Consider the following 21,502-nt stretch of genomic DNA (forward strand, 5'->3'; position numbering starts at 1 on the left):
GGTGCATGCTACGCGGCTGCAACACGTTCCTTTGCAAGGATTTCCGGATGTATCGTCCTCTTGGCGCGCTTGCGGTGCTCGCGCTTTCTACTTCTGCGCTCGCTCAGACTGCGCCGGTGGCGGCACCCAACAACGCCGAGTTGAACGCAAAGCTCGCTGCGCCGCTGCCGGCGGACCAGGCGGCGATGAAGGCGCATGTGCTGTTCCTTGCGTCGGATGCGATGAAGGGGCGTGAGGCTGGCAGCCCCGAGTTCGACATCGCCGCGCAATATGTCGCGGCGCAATTCTATGCCGCGGGGCTTCGTCCGGGTGGCGATGCGGGCGGTTATCTCCAAGCCGTGCCGCTGGTCAGCTATAAGGCGGCGAGCAAGGGCGATTTCGTCTGGACCGGTCGCGGGGTCGCGCAGCCGCTCGTGTTCGGTCAGGATTACGTGCCGGCCGCGAACGGCGCGAAGGCGGAGACCAGCGTTTCGGCGCCCGTGGTCTTCGTCGGCTATGGCATCGATGCGCCGCAATATGGACAGGACGATTACAAGGGCGTCGACGTGCGCGGCAAGATCGTCGCGTATTTCGGCGGCTCGCCCGCGCGGTTTGGGGGCGAGGAGCGCGCGTTCTTCGGGTCGGGCGGCACCAAGGCGGCGATCGCGCAGGCCAAGGGCGCGGTGGGCGTGATCACGTTGGAGAGCCCGCGTTCGGCCAAGGTGCGGACCTTCGCCAAGCTGGCGGACTCCTACGCGACTCCGCGGATGACGTGGGCGAAACCTGATGGGACCGGCAAGGTCGATGCCCCCGGCGCGCCGTCGCTCGGCACGGTGAGCATGGCCGGTGCGGCCAAGCTGTTCGCCGGCGCGAAGACGCCGTGGAGCCGGATCGTCAAGCAGGCGACGGGCGACAACGCCAAGTTCAAGTCGATGCCGCTGGTCGGCACGCTGACGGTCGCGACCAAGACAAGCTTCGTACCCGCGGCGAGCAGCAACGTCGTCGGCGTGATCCCCGGCAGCGATCCGGTGGTCGGCAAGGAAGTCGTCGTGCTGTCGGCGCATCTCGATCACATCGGCATCACTAAGCCCATTAAGGGCGACGCGCTCAACAACGGTGCGCTCGACAACGCGATCGGCATCGCCAGCCTGATCGAGGAGGCCAAGCGCTTTACGGCCAGCGGGCAGGCGCCGAAACGGACCATCGTGTTCCTGGCCGTCACCGGCGAAGAGAAGGGGCTGGTCGGGTCCGATTATTTCAGCAACCACCCGACCGTGCCGCTGACCTCGATCGTCGCGGACGTGAATCTCGACATGCCGATCCTGACGTACAAGTTCGAGGACATGGTGGTGTTCGGTGCCGAGCGTTCCACGTTGGGGCCGATCGTGCGGAAGGCGGTCGCGGCGATCGGCGTCGGCCTGTCGCCCGATCCGATGCCGGAGGAGGGGATCTTCGTCCGCTCGGACCATTTCCGCTTCGTGCAGAAGGGTATCCCGTCGGTGTTCCTGTGGCCGGGTCAGAAGGGCCCGGGCAAGGCTGCGGTCGCGTATTTCATGGCGAATAATTACCACAAGCCGTCGGACGACCTGACGCAGCCGATCCTGTGGGATCAGGGCGTGCGGTTCGTCGATGCGAACTACCGGATCGCGCGCGAGATCGCCGACGGTGCGCAGCGGCCGGTGTGGAACACGGGCGACTATTTCGGGACGCTCTATAAGGGTCCGATGGCTGGCGCAGCGGTGGTAAAATGAGCCGGCTGCTGGTCTTCGGTCTCGGCTACACCGCGTCGCGGCTTGCCGAGCGGCTGGCGGCGGACGGCTGGCACGTCGTCGGTACGACGCGGGACGGGCGCAATGGTACGCTTCGGTTCGACGACACGGATGCGGTGACCGCGGAGATCGCAGCGGCGACGCATATCCTCTCCTCGGTGCCGCCCGAGCATGAGGCGGACCCGGTGCTCGGGCGCTACGGTTCGCTGTTGCTGCGGACGCGCGCGTGGATCGGGTATCTGTCGTCGACGGGGGTGTACGGCGATGCGCAGGGCGCGTGGGTGGACGAGACTGCGCCGATCGGTAGCGGCCGGCGGAGCGCGCGGGCGGCGGCGGATGCGGACTGGCTCGTGATCGGTGCGCGGACGTTTCGATTGCCGGGGATCTATGGTCCCGGGCGCTCGCCGCTCGACCGGGTGCGCGACGGGAAGGCGCACCGGATCGAGCGGCCGGGGCAGGTGTTCAGCCGCGCGCATGTCGACGATATCGTCTCGGGGGTGATCGCCGGGTTTGGCGCGCCGGCGGGGGCGTATAACCTCGCCGATGACGTGCCCGCGTCGCAGAACGACGTGGTGGCGTTCGCGGCGATGCTGCTTGGGATGCCCGCGCCGCCGTTCGTGACGCTCGAGGAGCTGTCGGCGATGGGGCGCGGATTCTATAACGAGAACCGGCGGGTGGCGAATGGGAAGGCCAAGCGCGTGCTCGGCTGGACGCCCGCCTGGCCCGACTACCGTGCCGGCCTGCGTGCGCTGAGTGCGATGACGAGCCCGATGCCGGACAATATCGCGCCGGCGACCGCCAAGGTCGACCAGTGATAACGCTCGAAGATCGTCGATAGCAGCATCGCGATCACGGGGACGATCACGCCCGAATAGGCCGCCTTGGCCGGGCCGATCGCGCGTATGACGTTGAAATAGAGCGGGAAGGCGAGCGCCGACGCGAACACGCCAAGGTAGAGGATGCCGGCGACATAGCCGAAGCGCGCCTCGAACACCGGCGGTCCGGTGGTGATCCAGGCGAATGCCGCGTCGAGGCTCGCACCGATCAGCATCGCGATCGCGAGCGTCGGCGCCATCGGATAGCGTTTCGCAAACGCGCTGCCCTGGATGACGTTGGCGACCGATGCCGAAAGGACGGCGCACAGGGTCAGCACGATGCCGATCGTCGCCGAGCGCGGCCCGTGCGGATCGACCCGCGCCTCGTTCACGAACAGCAACGCGACCCCTGCCATCGCCACCGCGCACCCGACCATTAGTTGGCGCCCGAGGCGTTGCTTGAGGAAGATGCGGCCGAAGATCGCGTTGGGGACGAGCAGGAGCGCGAACACCACCGCGACGAGGCCGGAGGTGACGTAATGCTCGGCGCGGTAGACGAAGTTGAAGTTGAACGTGAACAGCGCGATCCCGATCACCGCTGCGAACGCATAGCCTCGGGCGTCGAATTTGAAGCTCTCGCGCTTGACCGCTGCATAGATCGCCATCGCGATACTGGCGACGAGGAACCGGTAGCTGATCGACCAACTCGCCGGCACCACTGCGATCTGGTCGCGGATGACGAGCCAGGTCGAGCCCCAGATCAGCGTGACGATGCCGAACGGGATCAGTACCGCGGCGCGGGTCGACTGCGGTGGGTCGGTGGGGCCGGTCACAGCTCGCGGATGGCGTCGGCGAGCAGGCCTACCGCGTCCGCCGGGCTGTCCCACGCAGTGACGAGGCGGATTTCGCCGGCTGCCCAGTCGTAGAAGTCGAAGCCTTTTGCGCGGAGAGCCGCGGCTTCGTCCGGCGTGGCGCGGAGGAAGACTTCGTTTGCTTCGACCGGGTGGACGAGGCGGTCGCCCGCCGCGGCGGCGAGTTTTGCCGCGGCATCGTTGGCGGTCTTGGCGTTGGCGAGCCAGAGGTCGTCGTCGAGCATGGCGAGGATCTGTGCGGCGAGGTAGCGGCCCTTCGACAACAACAGGCCGGCGCGCTTGCGGCGGTATTGCGTGACGGCGGCGAGCTCGGGTTTGAAGAAGACCAGGGCCTCCGCGCTCATCGCACCGTTCTTGACGAAGCCGAAGCTCAGCGCGTCGACGCCCGCGCGCCATGTCATGTCGGCGGGCGAGCAGCCGGCGTGGACCATGGCGTTGGCGAAACGCGCGCCGTCCATGTGGAAGCCGAGCCCTCGCTCTTTGGCGAGAGCGCCGATCGCATCGACTTCGTGGGGTTGGTAGACGCGGCCATATTCGGTGGCGTTGGTGATCGAGATCGCGTGCGGCTGGACGCGGTGGACGTCGTCGGGGATCGCGTCGACGACGGTGCGGATCGTGTCGGGGGTCAGCTTGGCGCCGTCGCCGTCGGCGAGGAAGAGCTTGGCGCCGTGGGTGTAGAATTCGGGCGCGCCGCCCTCGTCGTTCTGGATGTGCGCGTCGCGGTGGCAGACGATGCCGCCGTGCGGGGGGCAGAGTGCGGCGAGCGCGAGGCAGTTGGCGGCGGTGCCGGTGGGGACCCACAGGACGGCCACCTCGGTTTCGAAGAGTTCCGACAGACGGCCGTCGAGCTGCTTGCTCCACGCGTCGCCGGCATAGGCTGTGTCGAGCGAGTCGGCGGCGGCTATCGCGGCCATGACGTGGGGGTGGATGGTGGCGGCATTGTCGGAGAAGAAGCGCATGGGTGAGACATGCTGCGATGCGGTGGTGGCGTCAACGGGGGCATCGCGTGCGCTTCTTTTTCGTCATCCTGGGCTCGACCCAGGATCCAGAGCCACGAGAGGTGTCGTTCGTGGCTCTGGATCCTGACTTTCGTCAGGATGACGGAGTGAGGGGGCGCTACTGCCCCTCGTCGAACCCGGGTTCTTCCTCTGGCGGCCGGCGATCGTCGCGGGGCGGCGGGCCCTCTTCCCGGTCGCGACGCGAGGGGCCGACGGAGATGGTGCCGTCCTCGCCCATCTTCAGGTTGAAGCCGAGGCCTTCGATCTCGCCGCCGAGGGGCAGCACCGAATTGTCCTGGTCGTCCGAAGGTAGCGCGTCCGGATCGACTTCCTCGACTGGCGGTGGCGGTGCCGCGACCGGTGCGATCCCGAGCGCGCTCTGCATGAAGTCGCGCCAGATCCGAGCGGGGATGCCGCCGCCCGAAAGGCCGGGGTTGGAGGAATTGTCGTCGTTGCCGACCCACACGCCGACGACCAGATCGCGGGCGAAGCCGACGAACAGCGCATCCTTGTTGTCCGACGTCGTCCCGGTCTTGCCGAATGCGTCGACGGTCAGGTTCGCCTGCCGCCCGGTGCCATCGCGGATCGAGGCGGCGAGCAGGTCGAGCATCTCGTCGTGGATCTTCGACGGCATCTCGGTCGCGCCGCCGGTCAGCGACTGGTACCAGCCCTTTTCGCGCACGTCGGCAAGGCCGCGAGGCTGTACGGGATATTGCTCGCGCGCGATTGCGGCATAGGCGGCGGTCAGTTCGAGCAACGACACCGTCGAGGTGCCGAGGCCGATCGTCGCCTCGCTCGGGATCGGCGTCGAGATGCCGAGATCGCGCGCCGCCTTGATCACCGCTTTCACGCCGACCTGTTGCGTGAGACGCGCGGCAGCGACGTTGGACGAGCGCGCGAACGCCTGGCGCAGCGTGATCGTCCCCTGATAGCGGCCGTCGCTGTTCTTCGGCGTCCAGTCGCCGATCGTCACCGGGCGGTCCTCGATCGTCGAATCGGGTGTCATCCCCTGGCGCATCGCCGCTAGGTACACGAACAGCTTGAAGGTCGAGCCGGGCTGGCGCCGCGCCTGCGTCGCACGGTTGAACGGGCTTTTGCGGTAATTCTTGCCGCCGACCATCGCGACCACGCGGCCATCGGGACGCATCGCCACCAGCGCGACCTGCGCCTCTCGCAATCCAGCGCGCGCGACGGTGCGCTCCGCCGCGCGTTGCAGGCGGGGATCGAGGGTCGTCTGGACGGTCGCCTCGGTCTTGATCTCGCCGGCCTGGTCGCGCGCTTCGGGTAGGATCCAGTCGGCGAAATAGGTGCCGTTGGGGAGTTGCGACGGGCGGCTGCCGAGCACGCGCTGCGGCTGGACGGCGTCGCCCTCCGCCTTGGTGAGGAAGCCGGCATCGACCATCGCGCCGACCACCACGGCTTCACGCTTGCGCGCGCCTTCGAGGTTGGAGGTGGGGGCGAGACGCGATGGTGCCTTAACCAGCCCGGCCAACATCGCCGCCTGGCCGACGTTGAGCTTGTCGGGGGTGCGGCCGAAATAATGCTTGGCCGCCGCGCTGATCCCGTAGGTGTTGTCGCCGAAATAGACGTTCGAGAGATAGCGCGAGAGGATTTCGTTCTTCGACAGCCATGCCTCGAGCCAGAAGGCGATCATCGCCTCGCGGATCTTTCGTGTCGCGGTGCGGTCCGAATCGAGGAAGGCGTTCTTGGCGAGCTGCTGCGTGATCGTCGAGCCGCCCTGACGCACGCCGCCCGAGCCGAGGTTCGCCCAGGCTGCGCGCGCGATGCCGCGTGGGTCGACGCCCCAATGCGAATAGAAACGCCGGTCCTCGATCGCGAGGAACGCCTGCGTGACGTGCGGCGGGAGCTTGGCCGCGTCGACCGACTTGCCGATAATCGCGCCGCGTCGCGCGATCGGGGTGCCGTCGTCGGCGGTGAGCGTGATCGAGGGTGGGGTGGGCGGCTGGAGCGACTTCGACAGCGGCGCGGTGATCGCCAGCCAGATGATCGCGATCACCAGCAGGACGATGCCGATGCCGAAGCCGCGCAGGATCCAGCGACCGATCGGACGCTTGCGTCGTGGCGCGCTGGGGGTGGTGTAGGCCGCGCCGAAGTCGCGATCATAGGGTTCCGGATCTTCGCCGTCCCGCTCGGCTTCATATTTCTGGCGCAGGCGTTCGCGTTCGGTGATCAGCCGCTCGCGCTCATACGCATAGGGCTCGCGATCGCCGCGCGAACTGGAACGGTCGGGGTCGAAGGGATCGGGGCGCATCGGATCGTTCCAGCGGGTCGGCCAACGGGCGGACTTTTAGTGTGTTATCGTTCTATGACAGCTCGGGCAAGCCTATGCGCATGCCTAACGTGTACCGGGGCTTAGCGACAGCATTCGTGGTGCCCGCCGAGCGAGAACCGGTCGAAGCCCTGTTGTCATCGCGCGGCGAAACGGGGAATAGCAGGACGATGACGTTCGAACAGGGTGATATCGTGACCGCTTCCGAAACTCTTCCTGCCGTTCTGCCGCTAGTGGTCGGCATCGGCGGCACGATCGGCGGCGTTTCGTCGACCGAGCGTGCGCTGCGGATCGCACTCGATGCGGTCGAGAAGCAGGGCTATCGCACGCAGATGTTCGGCGGGGCCGACATGGCGCGGCTGCCGCTGTACGATCCGAAGGCGACGACGCGGACCGCGGACGAGCAGGCGTTCGTGGAGGCCGTACGCAGCGCATCGGCGGTGATCATCGCCAGCCCGGGCTATCATGGCAGCATTTCGGGCGTCGTGAAGAACGCGCTCGATCTGCTGGAGGAGACGTCGCGCGACGAGCGGCCGTATCTGGCGGACATGCCGGTCGGGCTGATCGCGACGGCCTATGGTTGGCAGGCGACGGGGAGCACGATCGCCGCGTTGCGCTCGATCGTCCATGCGCTCCGCGGGTGGCCGACGCCGTTTGCCGCCGCGATCAATACGCAGGTGACGAAGTTCGACGACGAGGGCGGCGCGAGCGATCCTGCGGTGGTCGAGCAGTTGCGTCTGGTTGGGCGTCAGGTTGCACGGTTCGCGCCGTTGTCGGAGCCTGCGAACTAGGGCGCTGCAATCCTCCGCCGCGAGGGGGAGGTGTCGCCGTAGGTGACGAAGGGGAAGGCACGGAACAGCGGTTCCTCTCTCCTCCCCCTCAGACTGGCAAGCGCCAGCCACCTCCCCCTGGCGGGGGAGGATTTTCGATCAGCTAGTTTGGCCGGCGAGTGTCGGGGGACACGGGCGTCGTGACCCCGCCGCCGAGAGCGCGGTACAATTCCACCGAATTGCTGTCGCGGGTCAGGCGGGCGGCGAGCAGGCTTTGCTGCGCCGTGTAGAGTGAGCGCTGCGAGTCGAGGGTATTGAGGAACGTGTCGATGCCTGCCCGGAAGCGCAGGTCCGACAACCGGAACGCACCCGCCGCGTTGTCACGCAGCGAGGTCTGCGCCTGAAGCTGTGCGCCGATGGTCCCGCGCCGTGCGAGCGCATCGGCGACTTCGCGGAAGCCTGTCTGGATGCTTCGTTCGTACGTGGCGACGGCGGCATCGCGCGTTGCCTGGGCGTAGCGGAGATTGCCCTTGTTGCGGCCGAAGTCGAACAGCGTCTGGCTGACCGACGGCGCGACCGACCAGTTCTGCGTGCCGCTGCCGAACAGGTTCGACAGGCCGAGGCTGATCGTCCCGAAGGCTGCGGTCAGCGAGATGTTCGGGAAGAACGCCGCGCGCGCCGCGCCGATATTGGCGTTCGCGGCGATCAGCTGATGCTCGGCCGAGGCGATGTCGGGGCGGCGCAACAGAACCTCGGACGGCAGGTTCGACGGCAGGTTCTCCAGCGTCGGGCTGGTCTCTTCGAGCCGCGCGGGAAGCATGTCGGCGGTCAGCGTGGTGCCGGCGAGCAGGTTCAGCGCGTTCTGGTCCTGTGCGATCAGCGTCGTCGCCTCGGCGATGTCCGAGCGGGCCTGGTCGTAGCTGGTGCTGGCCTGGCGGACTTCGAGTTCGGAAGCGATGCCGATCCGGAAGCGGTCCTGCGTGAGCTTCACGGTCTGGCCGAACGCACGCTCGGTATCGCGGGCGATCTTGAGGCGATCCTGGTCCGCCGCCATCGTCAGCCACTGCGTCGCGATCTCGGCGATCAGCGATACCTGGGCTGCGTTGCGGTTTTCCTCTGCGGCGAAATACTGTTCCTGCTGCGACTGGGTCAGGTTGCGGACGCGGCCGAACAGGTCGATTTCCCAAGCCGAGACGCCGACGTTGGCCGAATAGATGTCGGCGCGGCCGCTGGACACTGCGCCGCCGCCCGCACCGCCACCAGTACCGCCGCCTGTTCCGCCACCGCCGGTTCCACCACCGCCGGTTCCACCACCGCCGGTTCCACCACCAGTTCCGCCGCCGGTACCGCCACCGACCACGCCGAACGGCGACTTCTGATAGGTGGCACCGCCGCTGGCTGCGAGCGTCGGGAACAGGTCGGCGCGCTGGACTCGGTATTGCGCGCGGGCCTGGGCAACGTTGGCGACCGAGACACGCAGGTCGCGGTTATTGTCTAGTGCGGTGCGGATCACGCGGCGGAGACGGTCGTCGGTGAAGAACGCCTCCCACGCGGTATCCGCAGGCATGATCGCGCCCGCCGCGTTGGTCGCCGCATAGGCAGGACCGACGGGCGTGGCGACCGGCACCGACAATTCGGGCCGGACGTATTTCGGGGCGAGGTTACACCCGGCGAGCGTGAGCCCGGCGGCGAACGTAAGGGCGGTCTTGCGTGATAGCATGGGGGCGAACATCTGGATCAGGCCTCCTGCGGCCGCTGGTCGTGGGGGGGCGTGGTATTGCCGTCACGGTTGTCGTCATTGCGGACCTGATCGCGGTCTTGCCCCGCGCCGGCCTTGTCCTGCTTGAAGACGCGCTTCACGAGCAGGAAGAACAGCGGCACGAAGAAGATCGCGAGGACGGTCGCGGACAGCATGCCGCCGACCACCGCCCAGCCGATCGCGTTCTGGCCGCCGGCGCCGGCACCGCTCGACAGTGCGAGCGGCAACACGCCGAAGATGAACGCGAACGACGTCATCAGGATCGGGCGAAGGCGAAGCTTTGCCGCCTCGACCGCGGCATCGGCCGCGTTCATCCCGTCGCCCATCTTCTCCTCGGCGAATTCCACGATCAGGATCGCGTTCTTCGCCGCCACGCCGATCGTCGTGATCAGCCCGACCTGGAGGTAGATGTCGTTGTTGAGGCCGAAGAGCCATGCTGCGCCAACCGCGCCGAGGACGCCGAGCGGCACCACCAGCAGGACGGCGATCGGGATCGACCAGCTCTCGTACAGCGCCGCGAGGCAGAGGAACACGATCAGCAGCGACAGCGCATAGACCGTGGTCGACTGGCCGCCCGACAGGTTTTCCTCGTAGCTGAGGCCAGTCCATTCATAGCCGATGCCGGGGGGCAGCTTGGCCGCCATCTCCTCCATCGCCTTGATCGCGGTGCCACTGCTGACGCCCGGCGCCGGCGAACCCATGATCTCGAACGAGGCTACGCCGTTATAGCGCTCGAGTCGCGACGGGCCGTACTGCCAGTTGGTCGTCGAGAAGGACGCGAACGGCGCCATCGCGCCGCTGGTCGTACCGCGGACGTAGAAGTTGCCGAGATCGGCGGGCGAGGTCCGGAACGGTGCGTCGGCCTGCACGAACACCTTCTTCACGCGACCGCGGTCGATGAAGTCGTTGATGTAGGCGCCACCGAACGCGGTGCTGACGGTGGTGTTGATGTCCGCCTGGCTGAGGCCGAGCGCGCCGGCTTCGGCCTGGTCGACGTTCAATTTCAGCTGGGGCGCATCCTCCAGGCCGTTCGGACGGACCTGGATCAGGCGCTTGTCCTGGCTGGCCATGCCGAGCAGCATGTTGCGTGCCTCGAGCAGCTTGTCGTGACCGACGCCGGCATTGTCCTTCAGCATGAAGTCGAAGCCGTTGGCGTTGCCGAGTTCCTGCACGGCGGGCGGCACGAAGCCGATCACCATGCCGGCACGGACACCGGCGAGCGCCTGGTTGGCGCGTCCGGCAACCGCGGCGACGGTGTTCTCCGCGCCCTTGCGATCTTCCCACGGCTTGAGCTGGATGAAGGCGATGCCGACATTCTGGCCCTGGCCGACGAAGCCGAAGCCGCTGATCGTGAAGATGCCCGAGGTGTTGGCCTTCTCGTCGATCAGGAAGTGATCGCGGACCTTGTCCATGGTGCGCGCAGTTTCCTCCATCGGCGTACCCGATGGCATCGAAACCTGCGCGAACATCACGCCCTGATCTTCCTCGGGAAGGAAGCCCGACGGCAGGCGCAGGAAGATGAAGGCCATCGCGACGACGATCACGGCATAGACCAGCATCGTGCGGACCCAGCCCTTCTCGACGCGGCGCAGACCGTTGCCGTATTTGCCGACGCCCTTGTCGAACGTGCGGTTGAACCAGCCGAAGAAGCCCTTCTTCTCGGCGTGACCGTCTTTCGCAGGCTTCAGAATGGTCGCGCAGAGCGCAGGCGTCAGGATCAACGCGACCAGCACCGAGAGCGCCATCGACGACACGATGGTGATCGAGAACTGGCGGAAGATCACGCCGGTCGAGCCGCTGAAGAACGCCATCGGCAGGAACACGGCCGACAGAACGAGGCCGATGCCGACCAGCGCGCCGCTGATCTCGTCCATCGACTTCTTGGCGGCTTCCTTGGGGCTTAGCCCTTCCTCCTGGATCAGGCGCTCGACGTTCTCGACGACGACGATCGCGTCATCGACGAGCAGACCGATCGCCAGCACCATGCCAAACAAGGTCAGTGTGTTGATCGTGAACCCCGCGACCTGGAGCACGGCAAGCGAGCCGAGCAGCACGACCGGGACCGCGATCGTCGGGATCAGCGTGGCGCGGAAATTCTGGAGGAACAGGAACATCACGAGGAAGACGAGGATGATCGCCTCGACCAGCGTGTGGATGACCTGCTCGACCGACAGCCGCACGAACGTCGAGTTGTCGATCGGGAACGCGACCTTGACGTCGGGCGGGAACTGCTTGGCGATCCGCTCGACCTCGGCCTTGACCAGCGTGACGGTATCGAGCGCGTTGGCGCCCGGTGCCAGCTTCACGCCGAAGCCGGCCGCCTGCTTGCCGTTGTAGCGTGCCTGGAAGGAGTAGTTCTCCGAGCCCATCTCGACGCGCGCGACGTCCGACAGGCGCACGGTCGCGCCGCTGGTTGCCGAGCGGACGATGATCGCGCGGAACTGTTCCGGCGTCTGCAAACGCGACTGTGCCGTGACGGTGGCGTTGAGCGACTGGCCCTTCACCGCCGGCAGGCTGCCGACCTGGCCGGCCGAAACCTGGGCGTTCTGTGCGGTCAGCGCCGCGGTGATGTCGGTGACGGTGACGCCGAGATTCGACATCTTGAAGGGGTCGACCCAGATTCGCATCGAATATTGCGCGCCGAACACCTGCGTGTCGCCGACGCCCTTGATGCGGCTCAGCGGATCCTGGAGCTTCGACGCGATCATGTCGCCGAGATCGACCTGGTCGTGCGCGCCATTCTCGGAATAGGCGGCGATCACGAGCAGGAAGTTGGCGGTGGCCTTGGTCACACGAAGACCGGCCTGCTGCACTTCCTGCGGCAGGAGCGGGGTGGCCTGTTGCAGCTTGTTCTGCACCTGGACCTGCGCGATGTCGGGGTCGGTCCCCTGCTCGAAGGTGAGCGTGATCGCGAGGTTGCCCGAGCCGTCCGAGGTCGAGGCGAAGTAGCGAAGGTTGTCGATGCCCTTCATCTGCTGCTCGATGATCTGCGTCGTCGTGTTCTCGAGCGTCTGCGCGTCGGCGCCCGGATAGGACGTCGCGACCGTCACCTTGGGGGCGGCGATCTCAGGGAACTGCGCGATCGGCAGCGACCGGATCGCGAGGATACCGGCCAGCATCAGGATGATGGCGATGACCCATGCGAAGATGGGTCGATCGATGAAATAGCGTGACATGAGCGGTTACTTCCCGGCCTGCGCGGAATTGGCCTGCGCAGACGTGTTGCCGCCCGCGGCGTCGCCGCCACCGCCAGCACCCTGGCCAGCGGCCTTCGTGACCTGCTGCGGAGCGGCCGGCTTGACGGTGGCGCCCGGGCGCAGATTGAGCAGGCCCTCGACGATCAGCTTGTCGCCGGGCTTGAGGCCGCTCGTGACGATCCACTTGTCACCGATCACGCGGTCGGTGGTGACGTTACGCTGTTCGACCTTGTTCTGCGCGTTGACGACCATCGCGGTCGCCCCGCCACGCGGATCGCGGCTGATCCCTGCGGTGGGAGCCATGATCGCCTGGGCACGCGTACCCTCGACCAGCTTGGCGCGGACATACATGCCGGGCAGCAACAGGCCGTTGGGGTTGGGGAAGCTGGCACGCAGCGTCACCGCGCCGGTGGTCTGGTCGACGGTGACCTCGGAGAATTGCAGGCGGCCCTCGATCGGATAGGTCTGGCCGTTGGGAAGGATCAGCTGGACGCGCGCGCTACCGTCGCCGCGGGTCACGCCGCCGGTTGCCATCGCCTGCTTGAGATCGAGCAGCTGCGCGGCGGACTGCACGACGTCGACATAAACGGTGTTGGTGCGCTGGATCGTCGCGAGTGGGTCGGTCTGGCCGGTCTGGACCAGCGCGCCGACGGTCACCAGCGACCGACCGATGCGGCCCGAGATCGGCGCCTTGATACGCGTGAAGCCGACGTTGACCCGGGCCGACTGGACTGCTGCCTGCTGCGCTGCAACATTGGCACGAGCCTGCTGCGCGGACGCGGTTGCGTTGTCCGCCTCCTGCTTGCTCACCGCGTTCAACTGGACGAGCTGACCGTAGCGTTGCGCCTGGAGGCGGGTCGCGTTGATCTGCGACTGGGCCGCGCCGAGCTGGCCCTGCGCGCTGGCGAGTGCCGCGCGGTAGGGGGCGTCCTCGATCGCGTAGAGCACCTGGCCCTTGCTGACCATCGCGCCTTCGGTGAAAAGGCGGTCGCGGACCACGCCGCTGACCTGCGGACGGACTTCCGAGGTCTCTACCGCGGCGATACGCCCGGGAAGTTCGGAGGTGAGCACCACCGATTCCTCGGCGACGGTGACGACGCCGACGGTTGGCGTGGGCGGAGGCGGCGGAGCCTGCTCCTTGCCGCAAGCCGACAGCAGGACCAGCGCGGCCAGTGCCACAGATCCCTTGAGGTTCAATCGCTGCATGTTGAGCATCCCGACGTCCGTGCAGATGAGTTCGTGCGGAATGAACGTTCATTCCGCTTGCGTGGCCGCTATGATCGTGCGAGCGGCGGGTCAACCAAAAAACGCATCGGGAATATGATTTTGAGTGCAGTGCAGCATGAGATGGGGAGTCGGGAGCGTATCGTCGCTGCAGCTCGCCATCTGTTTGCGACCCAAGGGTTTCATCAGACGCCGATGTCCGAACTGGCCATAGCAGCCGGCGTTTCGGTCGGCCAGATCTATCGCCTGTTTGCCGGCAAGAACGCGGTCATCAAGGCGATTGTGATGGAGGATGCAGCGGCCAAGATGGGCGAGCTGCAGACGTTGAACGACTCGGTAAAGTCCGGGGGACTGCCGATCGAGGAAGGGTTCGTCGAACTCGCACGGCGTGCCCTGTCGAAGGGTGACGAGGCGCTGTCGTTCGAGATCATGGCGGAGGCGCATCGCAACGCCGATGTCGCCGACACCATCGCCGACCTGTGCCGCGATTTCCGGCGCATGATCCGCGAACTTGCCGGCGTCGCCAATCCCGACCTTCAGGAGAATGAGCTTGAAGGGGCGGAGGAACTGATCCTCGCGTTCATGTTCGGGCTGGGCCACCGCACTCTGTCTCGGCCAAGGCTGTCGGAGGATGAGACGGCGCGGTTGACTGGGCGAATGATCCTGGCGGCGGTGCGCGCGATCTAAACTCCGGGCGGCTACCGTACCGCCGCGCGGAGGGTGGCGCGGACGCCGGTGTGGGTCGGGTCGTATTCAACGATCGACTGCAGGCTCTGTGCCATTGCGCGGATCAGCTTCGTGCCGAGCCCGGTACCGCGCGGGACGGCGTCTTCGGGGATGCCGCAGCCGTCGTCCTCGACCGCGAGCAGGAAGGCGTCGTCGTCGACCCGGCGCAGCGCCACGCGGACTTCGCCGCCGCCGGTGGGGTAGGCGTATTTGCACGCGTTGGTGACGAGTTCGGTGACGATCACGCCGAGCGACACTGCGCGGTCGGTGGGCAGGCGGATCGGCTCGGCGGCGAGGCTCAAAGCGCGAGGGAGTGCTTCGGTCGACCAAGTCTCGGCGAGTTCGTCGACCAGCGCGCCGAGATATTCCTGCATGTCGACGCTCTCGACGTCGTTGCTGGTGTAGAGCCGGCGGTGGACCTGCGCGATCGCCTGGATGCGACGCTGCGTATCTTCGAGCGCTTCGCGTGCGGACGGATCGGTCAATGCGGTCGCCTGGAGGCGGACCATTGCGGAGACGAGTTGCAGCGAGTTGGCGACGCGGTGGTTGACCTCGCCGAGCAACGCCTCGAGCCGCGCGTTGCTGGCGCGAAGGTCGGCTTCGGCAGCGGCCTTTTCGTGCTTCAGCAACGCGCGTGCGCGCACCTGTTCGAACGAGGCGGCAAGCAGGTCGAAGAAGTCTTCGCCGATCGTCTTCACGACGTAATCCGCCGCCCCCGCCTTCAGCGCGGCGACCGCGATGCGGCCTTCCTCGGAGCCGGTGACGTACACAATGGGGGGCGGATCGGGCAGGCGGCGGAGTGCTTCGAGGGTTTCAAGGCCGTCCATGCCGGGCATGTAGTGGTCGACCGCGATCAGGTCGAAGCGTTCGGCGGCGGCCTTTACGACGCCCTCGGCGCCCGTCTCGGCGACGGTCATCCGGTAGCCGCGACGCTCCAGGGCACGCGCCGCCAGCCGCCGGATCCCGGCGTCGTCGTCGATATAGAGGACGCTTGACCCGCTCACTCGGCTTCGGGAACCTGGATGACCGACAGGAACAGCCCGAGTTGGCGGATCGCCTGCGCGAAGCTCTCATAGTTCACCGGCTTGGTGATGTAGACGTTGCAGCCAAGGTCGTAGCAGCGCTCGATCTCGACCTTGTCGTCGGTGGTGGTGAGCACGACGACCGGCGTGCGGCGCAGCGGGCTGCCCTCCGCCTTGATCCTGGCGAGGATATCGGTGCCGCTCATGTCGGGCAGGTTGAGATCGAGCAGGATCATTGCCGGGCCGCTCTTGGCGGGGCCATCGGCGGCGTTGAACAGGAAATCGAGCGCGGTGGTGCCGTCGGTGAAGTGACGGATATCGTTCAGGATGCCGGCGCGGCGGATGTTCTTCTCGATGAGGCGGGCATGGCCCTCGTCATCCTCGATCATCACGATGCCGACGGTCTTGTGATCGTTCATGCTGCGTCCTGGATGGTCATGTGGGTCGGCAGGTTGAGTCGGAAGGTCGCGCCGTCGCCAAGCGTCGACTGCACGTCGATCGTGCCGCCCAGACGATAGGCGAGTGCGCGGACATGCGCGAGTCCGATACCTTCGCCCGGCTGGTCCTGCGCGCCCGAGCGGCGGAACAGGTCGAACACGCGCTGGTGATCGCGCGGATCGATGCCGCGGCCGTTGTCGACCACCGACAGGATGACGCGGCCGCGTTCGGTGTGGCCCTTGACCGTGATCTCCCCGGGGCGGCCGGGTTTCAGATATTTGGTCGCGTTCTCGATCAGGTTCGACAGGATCTGTTCGAGCGCGAGGCGATCGGTGACGATCGTCGGCATCGGCCGTTCGACTCGCACCACGGCACCGCGATCGTCGACGATGTGCTGCATCGCGCCGACGATCGTGTCGACCAGTTGCGCCGGGTCGATATGCTCGGGGGCGATCGTCCGGCGCCCTTCGCGCGCGAGCTTGAGGATGGCGTTGATCAGCCGGTCCATCTTCTGCGTGGACGTGCGGATGAAGCCGATCGCCTCGGGCAGATCCTCGCGGGCCGCCAGCCGTGCGTCCTCGGTAAGGATGTGCGGCGCCTCGGCCTCGACTCGGTCGACCAGTTCGCCGAGCGGCACCGCGGCGGCAGCGAGTTCGGCGGTGAAGCCCATCACGTTGACCAGCGGCGAGCGCAGATCATGGCTGACGATATAGGCGAAGCGCTGGATTTCCTCGTTCGCGCGGCTGAGATCGGCGGTGCGTTCGGCGACCTGTTCCTCGAGCGTCTCGTTGAGATCGCGCAGGCTGTTGCGCGAGCGGGCGAGGTCGGCGGTGTAGCGGCGAATCAACAGGACCGCGAGGATCGCGACGATCAGCAGCAGCGCCGCAGCGAGTCCGGCGACCGAGAGGAACAGCGCGCTGGTGCGTTCCTGCCGCTCGGTCCGGATCGCGAGCAGGCGAACCTCGTCGGCGGCCATCGCCTGGAGGCGGTAGCGAATGCCGCGCATCAGCGGCACGCTGGCATCGACCGCGAACCGGCGCTGCGCCTCGGCGATCCGGCCCGAGGCGACCAATGTCATCGATTGCGTCCGGAGCGCGCGCAACTGGACGAACCGCGGCTCGATCAAAGCCAGGCGTTCGATCTGGTCCGGGTTGTCGCGGGTCAGATGGCGCAGGTTGCGGATCGAGGGCACGAGATTGCCCGCGGTCCGCGCATAGGCGGTGGCGAACAGCGGTTTGCCGGCCAGTACATAGCCGCGCCGCGCCGTCTCCGACTGTTCCATCAGGATCTGGACCGTCGCGACCGCCTGACGGACGTCCTGCGTGTGGAGGATCTCGGCGGTATAGGTGCGATTGCGGATCGTGATCCAGCCGATCGCGATCGCTGCCGCGGCCAGCGCGATGAAGCCGAGCGTCATGAACGCGACCAGCCACCGTGCGACGCGCCCTTCGGACGATGGCAATTTCAAGCGTACGCGGACCATAGGACATGCGATCTAGGCTGGCGGAGGTCGTTACGCCAGCGATACCGACGGGCCCTTGCTCTAGAGCAACAAGTCTTGCGCGCTGGCCTTGCCGACCCGACCGCCGCCACTACGCCGGTCCATCTCGTGGTTGGCGGTGAAGCGGATGTCGGGGTCGCGATCGGTCATGAACGCCATCAGCGTCTCGTGATCGAGTTCGGACCATTCCTTGCCGCGATCGGGGCCGTAGCGGACGCGCGGGATGAGACCCGGATCGCGCGACCATTCGACCAGTTGCGCAAAGCTCGCCTCGTTGAGCATGTCGCGCAGGTGGAACGCGGTGACGTAGGCGTCGGGGAACGCGCGGTGTGCGGGGAGGCCGCGCTCGTGCTCCATGCCGTGGGGTTTACGCCAGTAGCGCAGCACCTGGTTCGAGAAGCTCGGCGAGTCTGGCCAAAGCCGCAGCGCGCATTTCCAGGTGCAGATCCACTCGGCATCGCGGGTGAGCGCGGGGGTGCAGAATTTCTGCTCGAAGTCGGAACGGTGCGCCGCCAGCGCCAGGCGGCGGGGCCAAGGATCGAGCACCTGGCGCGCACAATCATGCCAATATGGCGCGTCGGCGACATGCTCGTCGAGGATATGGTGGATCGCCTGCGTCACGGGCGGGATCAGCCGGCCGGGGTTGACGAGCAGGCTGCCGCCTTCGCCATAGATCTCCCAGCGGCCATCCTCGCCGAGCGCGACGTCCTGCCAGCCGATCTCGCAGACGCCGTGCGCGGGCGGGGCCGAGCCGGTCGTCTCCAGGTCGACGACCCGGATCATCTGGGGTTGCTGTTTGGGCTTGGGGTAGGGGGGCGCCATGCCCGCCATGTGGGGACAAAAGCGCGCTTAATCCAGCGCGTATGCATCCTCTACGTCCAGTTCGCGGACTCCGCGGCGCTGGCGGGCGCGATCGACGAGCTTGCGCAGGCCTTCGCGGCGGTCGCGCGCCATCGGGATGTCGCGGAGGGTGAACTCGCCGCCGCTGGTCGTGCGGTCGCTGGAGGTGAGGATGATGGTGCCGATGTCGGTCATCTGGTTGAGCAGCGAATAGCCCAGGCGGACGTCCTTGATGCGGTAGAGCTCGATCTCGTCGATCGTCTTGAACAGGATGCCGCGCCTTATGATCAGGCGCTGGTCGGTGATTTCGTAGCTCGCGCTGCGGTTCTTGAGCCAGCGGACGCCGATGATGACGAAGCCGATTCCGGCGAGGCAGGTGAGGAGGGTGCCCCATCCGGCGAAGCTGCCGAGCAGCCAGCGGCGTGTGCTGGAGCGGAATTCGTCGACTGGGCGCTCCACGGTAGGACTCCTTGGGATGGTGGTCGGGACGGTAGGCTGGGGCGGTCGTGAGTCAATCGGTTCGGCGGCCTGTGCAAGTGTAGCGACCGTTCATCCATCTGCACCACCCCGGCGGAGGCCGGGGCCCAGTTGGGGGACGTGGCTAACGAAGGGCGGCGCTTCGTTATTTCCACCTTTCCAACTGGCCCCCGGCCTCCGCCGGGGTGGCGGCCTTGTTACGGTACCGATCTTACAACGCCGCTTGCCGCGAGTTGGTTGTCGACCTCCGCCAGCAGCGTATCAAGCGCCGCCTGGTCCTTAGCCTCGGCCCGCACCGTCAACATCGCCTGCGTGTTCGACGCGCGTAGTAGCCACCAGCCTCCAGCGGTCGTCACGCGCGCGCCATCGGTGAGGTTCACCTCCCCGCCCTCCGACCGAAGCCGCGCGATCACCTCGTCCACCACCGCGAATTTGCGCGTGTCGTCGACCGGAAAGCGCAGGTCGGGCGTCGCGACCAGCGCCGGCATCGCGTCGCGCAGTTCGGTTAGCGAGCGACCCGACAGATGCACCGCGCGGATCAGCCTGACCGCCGCATATTGCGCGTCGTCGAAGCCATAATATTCCCCGGCAAAAAACAGGTGTCCGCTCAGTTCACCGCCGAGTGGCGCGCCGGTGCGGGTCATCGCGGTCTTCATCAGGCTGTGACCGGTGGGCGCCATCACCGCCTCGCCGCCCAACTCGGCGATTCGGTCGAACAGGGCTTGGGACGACTTCACGTCCGCGACGATCGGTGCTCCGGGGTGCTCAGACAGCGCAGGTTCGACCAGAATGGAGAGAATCTGGTCGCCCCAGATCACGCGGCCCAACCCGTCGACCGCGCCGATCCGGTCGCCATCGCCATCGAAGGCCAGTCCGAAATCGAGGTTCTTCTCCGCGACCAGCCTCTTCAGATCGGCGAGGTTCGACTCTTCGGTAGGATCGGGATGATGGTTGGGAAAATTGCCGTCGACATCGGCGAAGATCACATGATGCTCACCCGGCAGGAGTTGCACGAGCTTCTCGATCACCGGGCCGGCGGCGCCGTTGCCGGTATCCCAGCCGATCCGGTACGCGCCGCCCGCATAGCCCGCCATCAGCCGGCCGACATAGGCGTCGAGCACGTCGGCGCGCGTAACTTCGCCCGCGCCTTCGCTCCAGGCACCCGAGGCGGCGAGCGTGGCGAGGTCCTGGATGTCGTCGCCGAAAAATGGCGCGTGGGCGTGCACCATCTTGAAGCCGTTATACTCGGGGGGATTGTGGCTGCCGGTTACCTGGATGCCGCCATCCACCTCTAGCGTGGCCTCGGCGTAATAGAGCATCGGTGAGGTGCTGAGGCCGATGCGGACGACGTCTACGCCGCCTGCTGTTAGGCCGGCGACGAGCGAGGCTTCGAGTTCGGGCGAGGAGTTGCGGCCGTCATAGCCGACCGCCACCCGCGTTCCACCGGCGGCGCGGATGCGGGTGGCGAAGCCGCGGCCGATCGCGATGGCATCGGCGGGGCCCAGCGCTTTGCCGACGATCCCGCGGATGTCGTATTCGCGGAGTGAGGTCGGGTCGAACTGGTGGGTCATTTTTAGATTCCGTTCGTCCTGAGCGAAGTCGAAGGACAGGTTCGAGCCAATGTCCTTCGACTTCGCTCAGGACGAACGGCGGTTGGGTGTTACCGGGGAACGCGCTTCAGCAGTAGGTCGCGCGCCGCATTTACGCGGCGGGTCAGGTCGGTGGAGCCGCCGCGATCGGGGTGGACCGAGGCGATCAGCCGGCGGTGCGCGCTGCGGATCGCGTCGGCGTCCGCGCTGCGGTCAATACCGAGGATCGAGCGCGCCTCCGCTTCATCCGTGACGGCCCGCTGCTTCGGTTTCGGACGCAGATAATGCCACGCCAGCCAGATGAAGAGCGCCGCGACGATCCACTTCACGCAGCGACGCCGGGTGCGTGTTCGGCTACTTCCGGCAACTGCAACGCCGCCATCATCTCGCGCAGTTCCTGGCGTGCGGCGACGTGGGCGAGGCCCATGCTGCCGAACGCCTTCGAATCGATCATCGTCAGGCCGGCGGGGAACATCTCGCGGTAGATCACGCGCTCGCCGAGCCCCGGGATGATCCGGAAGCCGACGCGCTTCGCCAGTTGCGCGAGCGCGTCCGACACGCGGCGCATGTTGCGTGCCTCGATATGCTGGAGGCGGTTGCGCAGCACGACCCAGTCGATGGTCGTGCCATCGGCGCGTGCGCGCTGTTTCCGCGCGTCCCAGATCAGTTCGGAATAAAAGCTCGGGCGCGTCACCTGATAGGTCTCGGGATCGACCTGGCCGATCAGGTCGAAGTCGACGAAGCTGTCGTTCATCGGCGTGACCAAGGTGTTCGCCAGCGCGGCGGCGGTGCGCGCGAACGGATCGTCGCGGCCCGGCGTGTCGACCACAAGGAAGTCCGAGCCTTCGCACAGCGAGTGCCACAGGTCCTCGAACTGGTCCTCGCTTTGGTCCGACAGCGTCGCGTGACGCGGCATCGGCAGCACCGAGCCGTTGCGTTTCATCGTCTCCGCGCGGTTGTCGAGATAGCGGCCGACGGTGCGCTGACGGTGGTCGAGATCGAGACAGGCGACGCGCGCACCCTTCGCGGCGAGCGCGATCGCGACGTGGACCGCAGTCGTCGACTTGCCCGTGCCGCCCTTCTCGTTGGCGAACACGATCACGTGCGTCGATGCCGACGGGGGGACGTGCGTTGAGCTTTGAGGAGAATCCGGGCCCGTGGCCAACGCGCGTTTCCTTATTGATCGTAACAGTCACCCTTCATAGAAGCCGCGACCGCACTTATCGAGTAGGAGTT

At 66.8% G+C, this 21,502-nt stretch carries 18 protein-coding genes; 4 read left to right on the plus strand and 14 right to left on the minus strand.

What is annotated here, in order from left to right; genetic code table 11:
• The first annotated feature begins 47 nt into the window (after positions 1 to 47).
• Entirely contained in the window at positions 48 to 1,730 is a 1,683-nt protein-coding gene (locus AC1MLZ_RS12665; RefSeq protein ID WP_480958778.1) for a M28 family metallopeptidase, read from the plus strand.
• On the plus strand, positions 1,727 to 2,563 hold the full coding sequence (locus AC1MLZ_RS12670; RefSeq protein ID WP_480958779.1) for a Rossmann-fold NAD(P)-binding domain-containing protein: 837 nt from the start codon (positions 1,727 to 1,729) through the stop codon (positions 2,561 to 2,563). The genes AC1MLZ_RS12665 and AC1MLZ_RS12670 overlap by 4 nt, the downstream gene beginning before the upstream one ends.
• Here AC1MLZ_RS12670 and AC1MLZ_RS12675 read toward each other — a convergent pair.
• From AC1MLZ_RS12675 to AC1MLZ_RS12685, 3 genes are all read right to left on the minus strand, one after another.
• Positions 2,476 to 3,396 (minus strand): DMT family transporter, encoded by a 921-nt coding sequence (locus AC1MLZ_RS12675; RefSeq protein WP_480958780.1) that lies wholly within the window; start codon positions 3,394 to 3,396, stop codon positions 2,476 to 2,478. The genes AC1MLZ_RS12670 and AC1MLZ_RS12675 overlap by 88 nt on opposite strands.
• Complete coding sequence (locus AC1MLZ_RS12680) at positions 3,393 to 4,394, minus strand: threonine aldolase family protein (RefSeq protein WP_480958781.1); 1,002 nt, start codon at positions 4,392 to 4,394, stop codon at positions 3,393 to 3,395. The genes AC1MLZ_RS12675 and AC1MLZ_RS12680 overlap by 4 nt, the downstream gene beginning before the upstream one ends.
• Before the next feature lie 157 nt (positions 4,395 to 4,551).
• Complete coding sequence (locus AC1MLZ_RS12685) at positions 4,552 to 6,705, minus strand: transglycosylase domain-containing protein (RefSeq protein WP_480958782.1); 2,154 nt, start codon at positions 6,703 to 6,705, stop codon at positions 4,552 to 4,554.
• A gap of 188 nt (positions 6,706 to 6,893) precedes the next feature.
• Between AC1MLZ_RS12685 and AC1MLZ_RS12690 the strand changes: the two genes are divergently transcribed.
• The gene (locus AC1MLZ_RS12690; protein WP_480958783.1) at positions 6,894 to 7,514 is read left to right on the plus strand and encodes an NADPH-dependent FMN reductase; all 621 of its coding nucleotides are present in this window, start codon (positions 6,894 to 6,896) and stop codon (positions 7,512 to 7,514) included.
• 142 nt (positions 7,515 to 7,656) lie between these two features.
• Here AC1MLZ_RS12690 and AC1MLZ_RS12695 read toward each other — a convergent pair whose 3' ends face one another.
• The 3 genes from AC1MLZ_RS12695 to AC1MLZ_RS12705 are packed head-to-tail and all read right to left on the minus strand — an operon-like array spanning position 7,657 to position 13,655.
• The gene (locus tag AC1MLZ_RS12695) at positions 7,657 to 9,213 is read right to left on the minus strand and encodes an efflux transporter outer membrane subunit (RefSeq protein ID WP_480958784.1); all 1,557 of its coding nucleotides are present in this window, start codon (positions 9,211 to 9,213) and stop codon (positions 7,657 to 7,659) included.
• Between the two features lie 17 nt (positions 9,214 to 9,230).
• Positions 9,231 to 12,428, minus strand: coding sequence for an efflux RND transporter permease subunit (locus tag AC1MLZ_RS12700; protein WP_480958785.1), 3,198 nt, complete (start codon positions 12,426 to 12,428; stop codon positions 9,231 to 9,233).
• 6 nt (positions 12,429 to 12,434) lie between these two features.
• A complete protein-coding gene (locus AC1MLZ_RS12705; RefSeq protein WP_480958786.1) occupies positions 12,435 to 13,655 on the minus strand; it encodes an efflux RND transporter periplasmic adaptor subunit in 1,221 nt (406 codons plus the stop codon).
• A 213-nt stretch (positions 13,656 to 13,868) separates the two neighbouring features.
• Here AC1MLZ_RS12705 and AC1MLZ_RS12710 point away from each other — a divergent pair, with 213 nt between their 5' ends.
• Positions 13,869 to 14,360 carry a TetR/AcrR family transcriptional regulator gene (locus AC1MLZ_RS12710; RefSeq protein ID WP_480958787.1) on the plus strand — a complete coding sequence of 164 codons (492 nt, stop codon included), beginning with the start codon at positions 13,869 to 13,871 and terminating at the stop codon, positions 14,358 to 14,360.
• A gap of 11 nt (positions 14,361 to 14,371) precedes the next feature.
• On the opposite strand, the gene AC1MLZ_RS12715 is transcribed toward AC1MLZ_RS12710, so the two are convergent.
• The 8 genes from AC1MLZ_RS12715 to AC1MLZ_RS12750 form a co-directional block, all read right to left on the minus strand.
• Entirely contained in the window at positions 14,372 to 15,403 is a 1,032-nt protein-coding gene (locus AC1MLZ_RS12715; protein WP_480958788.1) for a sensor histidine kinase, read from the minus strand.
• A complete protein-coding gene (locus tag AC1MLZ_RS12720; RefSeq protein WP_307087643.1) occupies positions 15,400 to 15,840 on the minus strand; it encodes a response regulator in 441 nt (146 codons plus the stop codon). Before AC1MLZ_RS12720 ends, AC1MLZ_RS12715 begins: the two co-directional genes overlap by 4 nt.
• Complete coding sequence (locus AC1MLZ_RS12725; RefSeq protein ID WP_480958789.1) at positions 15,837 to 17,342, minus strand: sensor histidine kinase; 1,506 nt, start codon at positions 17,340 to 17,342, stop codon at positions 15,837 to 15,839. The genes AC1MLZ_RS12720 and AC1MLZ_RS12725 overlap by 4 nt, the downstream gene beginning before the upstream one ends.
• Before the next feature lie 60 nt (positions 17,343 to 17,402).
• Positions 17,403 to 18,182 carry an exonuclease domain-containing protein gene (locus tag AC1MLZ_RS12730; RefSeq protein ID WP_480958790.1) on the minus strand — a complete coding sequence of 260 codons (780 nt, stop codon included), beginning with the start codon at positions 18,180 to 18,182 and terminating at the stop codon, positions 17,403 to 17,405.
• A 27-nt stretch (positions 18,183 to 18,209) separates the two neighbouring features.
• Positions 18,210 to 18,659, minus strand: coding sequence for a PH domain-containing protein (locus tag AC1MLZ_RS12735; RefSeq protein WP_480958791.1), 450 nt, complete (start codon positions 18,657 to 18,659; stop codon positions 18,210 to 18,212).
• Positions 18,660 to 18,874: 215 nt separating this feature from the next.
• Positions 18,875 to 20,248 carry a phosphoglucomutase/phosphomannomutase PgmG gene (gene pgmG, locus AC1MLZ_RS12740; RefSeq protein ID WP_480958792.1) on the minus strand — a complete coding sequence of 458 codons (1,374 nt, stop codon included), beginning with the start codon at positions 20,246 to 20,248 and terminating at the stop codon, positions 18,875 to 18,877.
• Between the two features lie 89 nt (positions 20,249 to 20,337).
• The gene (locus AC1MLZ_RS12745; RefSeq protein WP_480958793.1) at positions 20,338 to 20,595 is read right to left on the minus strand and encodes a DnaJ domain-containing protein; all 258 of its coding nucleotides are present in this window, start codon (positions 20,593 to 20,595) and stop codon (positions 20,338 to 20,340) included.
• Positions 20,592 to 21,368 carry a division plane positioning ATPase MipZ gene (locus AC1MLZ_RS12750; protein WP_480958794.1) on the minus strand — a complete coding sequence of 259 codons (777 nt, stop codon included), beginning with the start codon at positions 21,366 to 21,368 and terminating at the stop codon, positions 20,592 to 20,594. The genes AC1MLZ_RS12745 and AC1MLZ_RS12750 overlap by 4 nt, the downstream gene beginning before the upstream one ends.
• Positions 21,369 to 21,502: the final 134 nt, after the last annotated feature.

The organism is Sphingomonas sp. PEI4, from assembly GCF_056679955.1.

Bases quoted from the DNA above. Each gene is read 5' to 3' on its own strand.
- AC1MLZ_RS12665 (WP_480958778.1), top strand. From the start codon at position 48: ATGTATCGTCCTCTTGGCGCGCTTGCGGTGCTCGCGCTTTCTACTTCT.
- AC1MLZ_RS12670 (WP_480958779.1), top strand. From the start codon at position 1,727: ATGAGCCGGCTGCTGGTCTTCGGTCTCGGCTACACCGCGTCGCGGCTT.
- AC1MLZ_RS12680 (WP_480958781.1), bottom strand. From the start codon at position 4,394: ATGCGCTTCTTCTCCGACAATGCCGCCACCATCCACCCCCACGTCATG.
- AC1MLZ_RS12685 (WP_480958782.1), bottom strand. From the start codon at position 6,705: ATGCGCCCCGATCCCTTCGACCCCGACCGTTCCAGTTCGCGCGGCGAT.
- AC1MLZ_RS12690 (WP_480958783.1), top strand. From the start codon at position 6,894: ATGACGTTCGAACAGGGTGATATCGTGACCGCTTCCGAAACTCTTCCT.
- AC1MLZ_RS12695 (WP_480958784.1), bottom strand. From the start codon at position 9,213: ATGCTATCACGCAAGACCGCCCTTACGTTCGCCGCCGGGCTCACGCTC.
- AC1MLZ_RS12700 (WP_480958785.1), bottom strand. From the start codon at position 12,428: ATGTCACGCTATTTCATCGATCGACCCATCTTCGCATGGGTCATCGCC.
- AC1MLZ_RS12705 (WP_480958786.1), bottom strand. From the start codon at position 13,655: ATGCAGCGATTGAACCTCAAGGGATCTGTGGCACTGGCCGCGCTGGTC.
- AC1MLZ_RS12710 (WP_480958787.1), top strand. From the start codon at position 13,869: ATGTCCGAACTGGCCATAGCAGCCGGCGTTTCGGTCGGCCAGATCTAT.
- AC1MLZ_RS12720 (WP_307087643.1), bottom strand. From the start codon at position 15,840: ATGAACGATCACAAGACCGTCGGCATCGTGATGATCGAGGATGACGAG.
- AC1MLZ_RS12725 (WP_480958789.1), bottom strand. From the start codon at position 17,342: ATGGTCCGCGTACGCTTGAAATTGCCATCGTCCGAAGGGCGCGTCGCA.
- AC1MLZ_RS12730 (WP_480958790.1), bottom strand. From the start codon at position 18,182: ATGGCGCCCCCCTACCCCAAGCCCAAACAGCAACCCCAGATGATCCGG.
- pgmG (WP_480958792.1), bottom strand. From the start codon at position 20,248: ATGACCCACCAGTTCGACCCGACCTCACTCCGCGAATACGACATCCGC.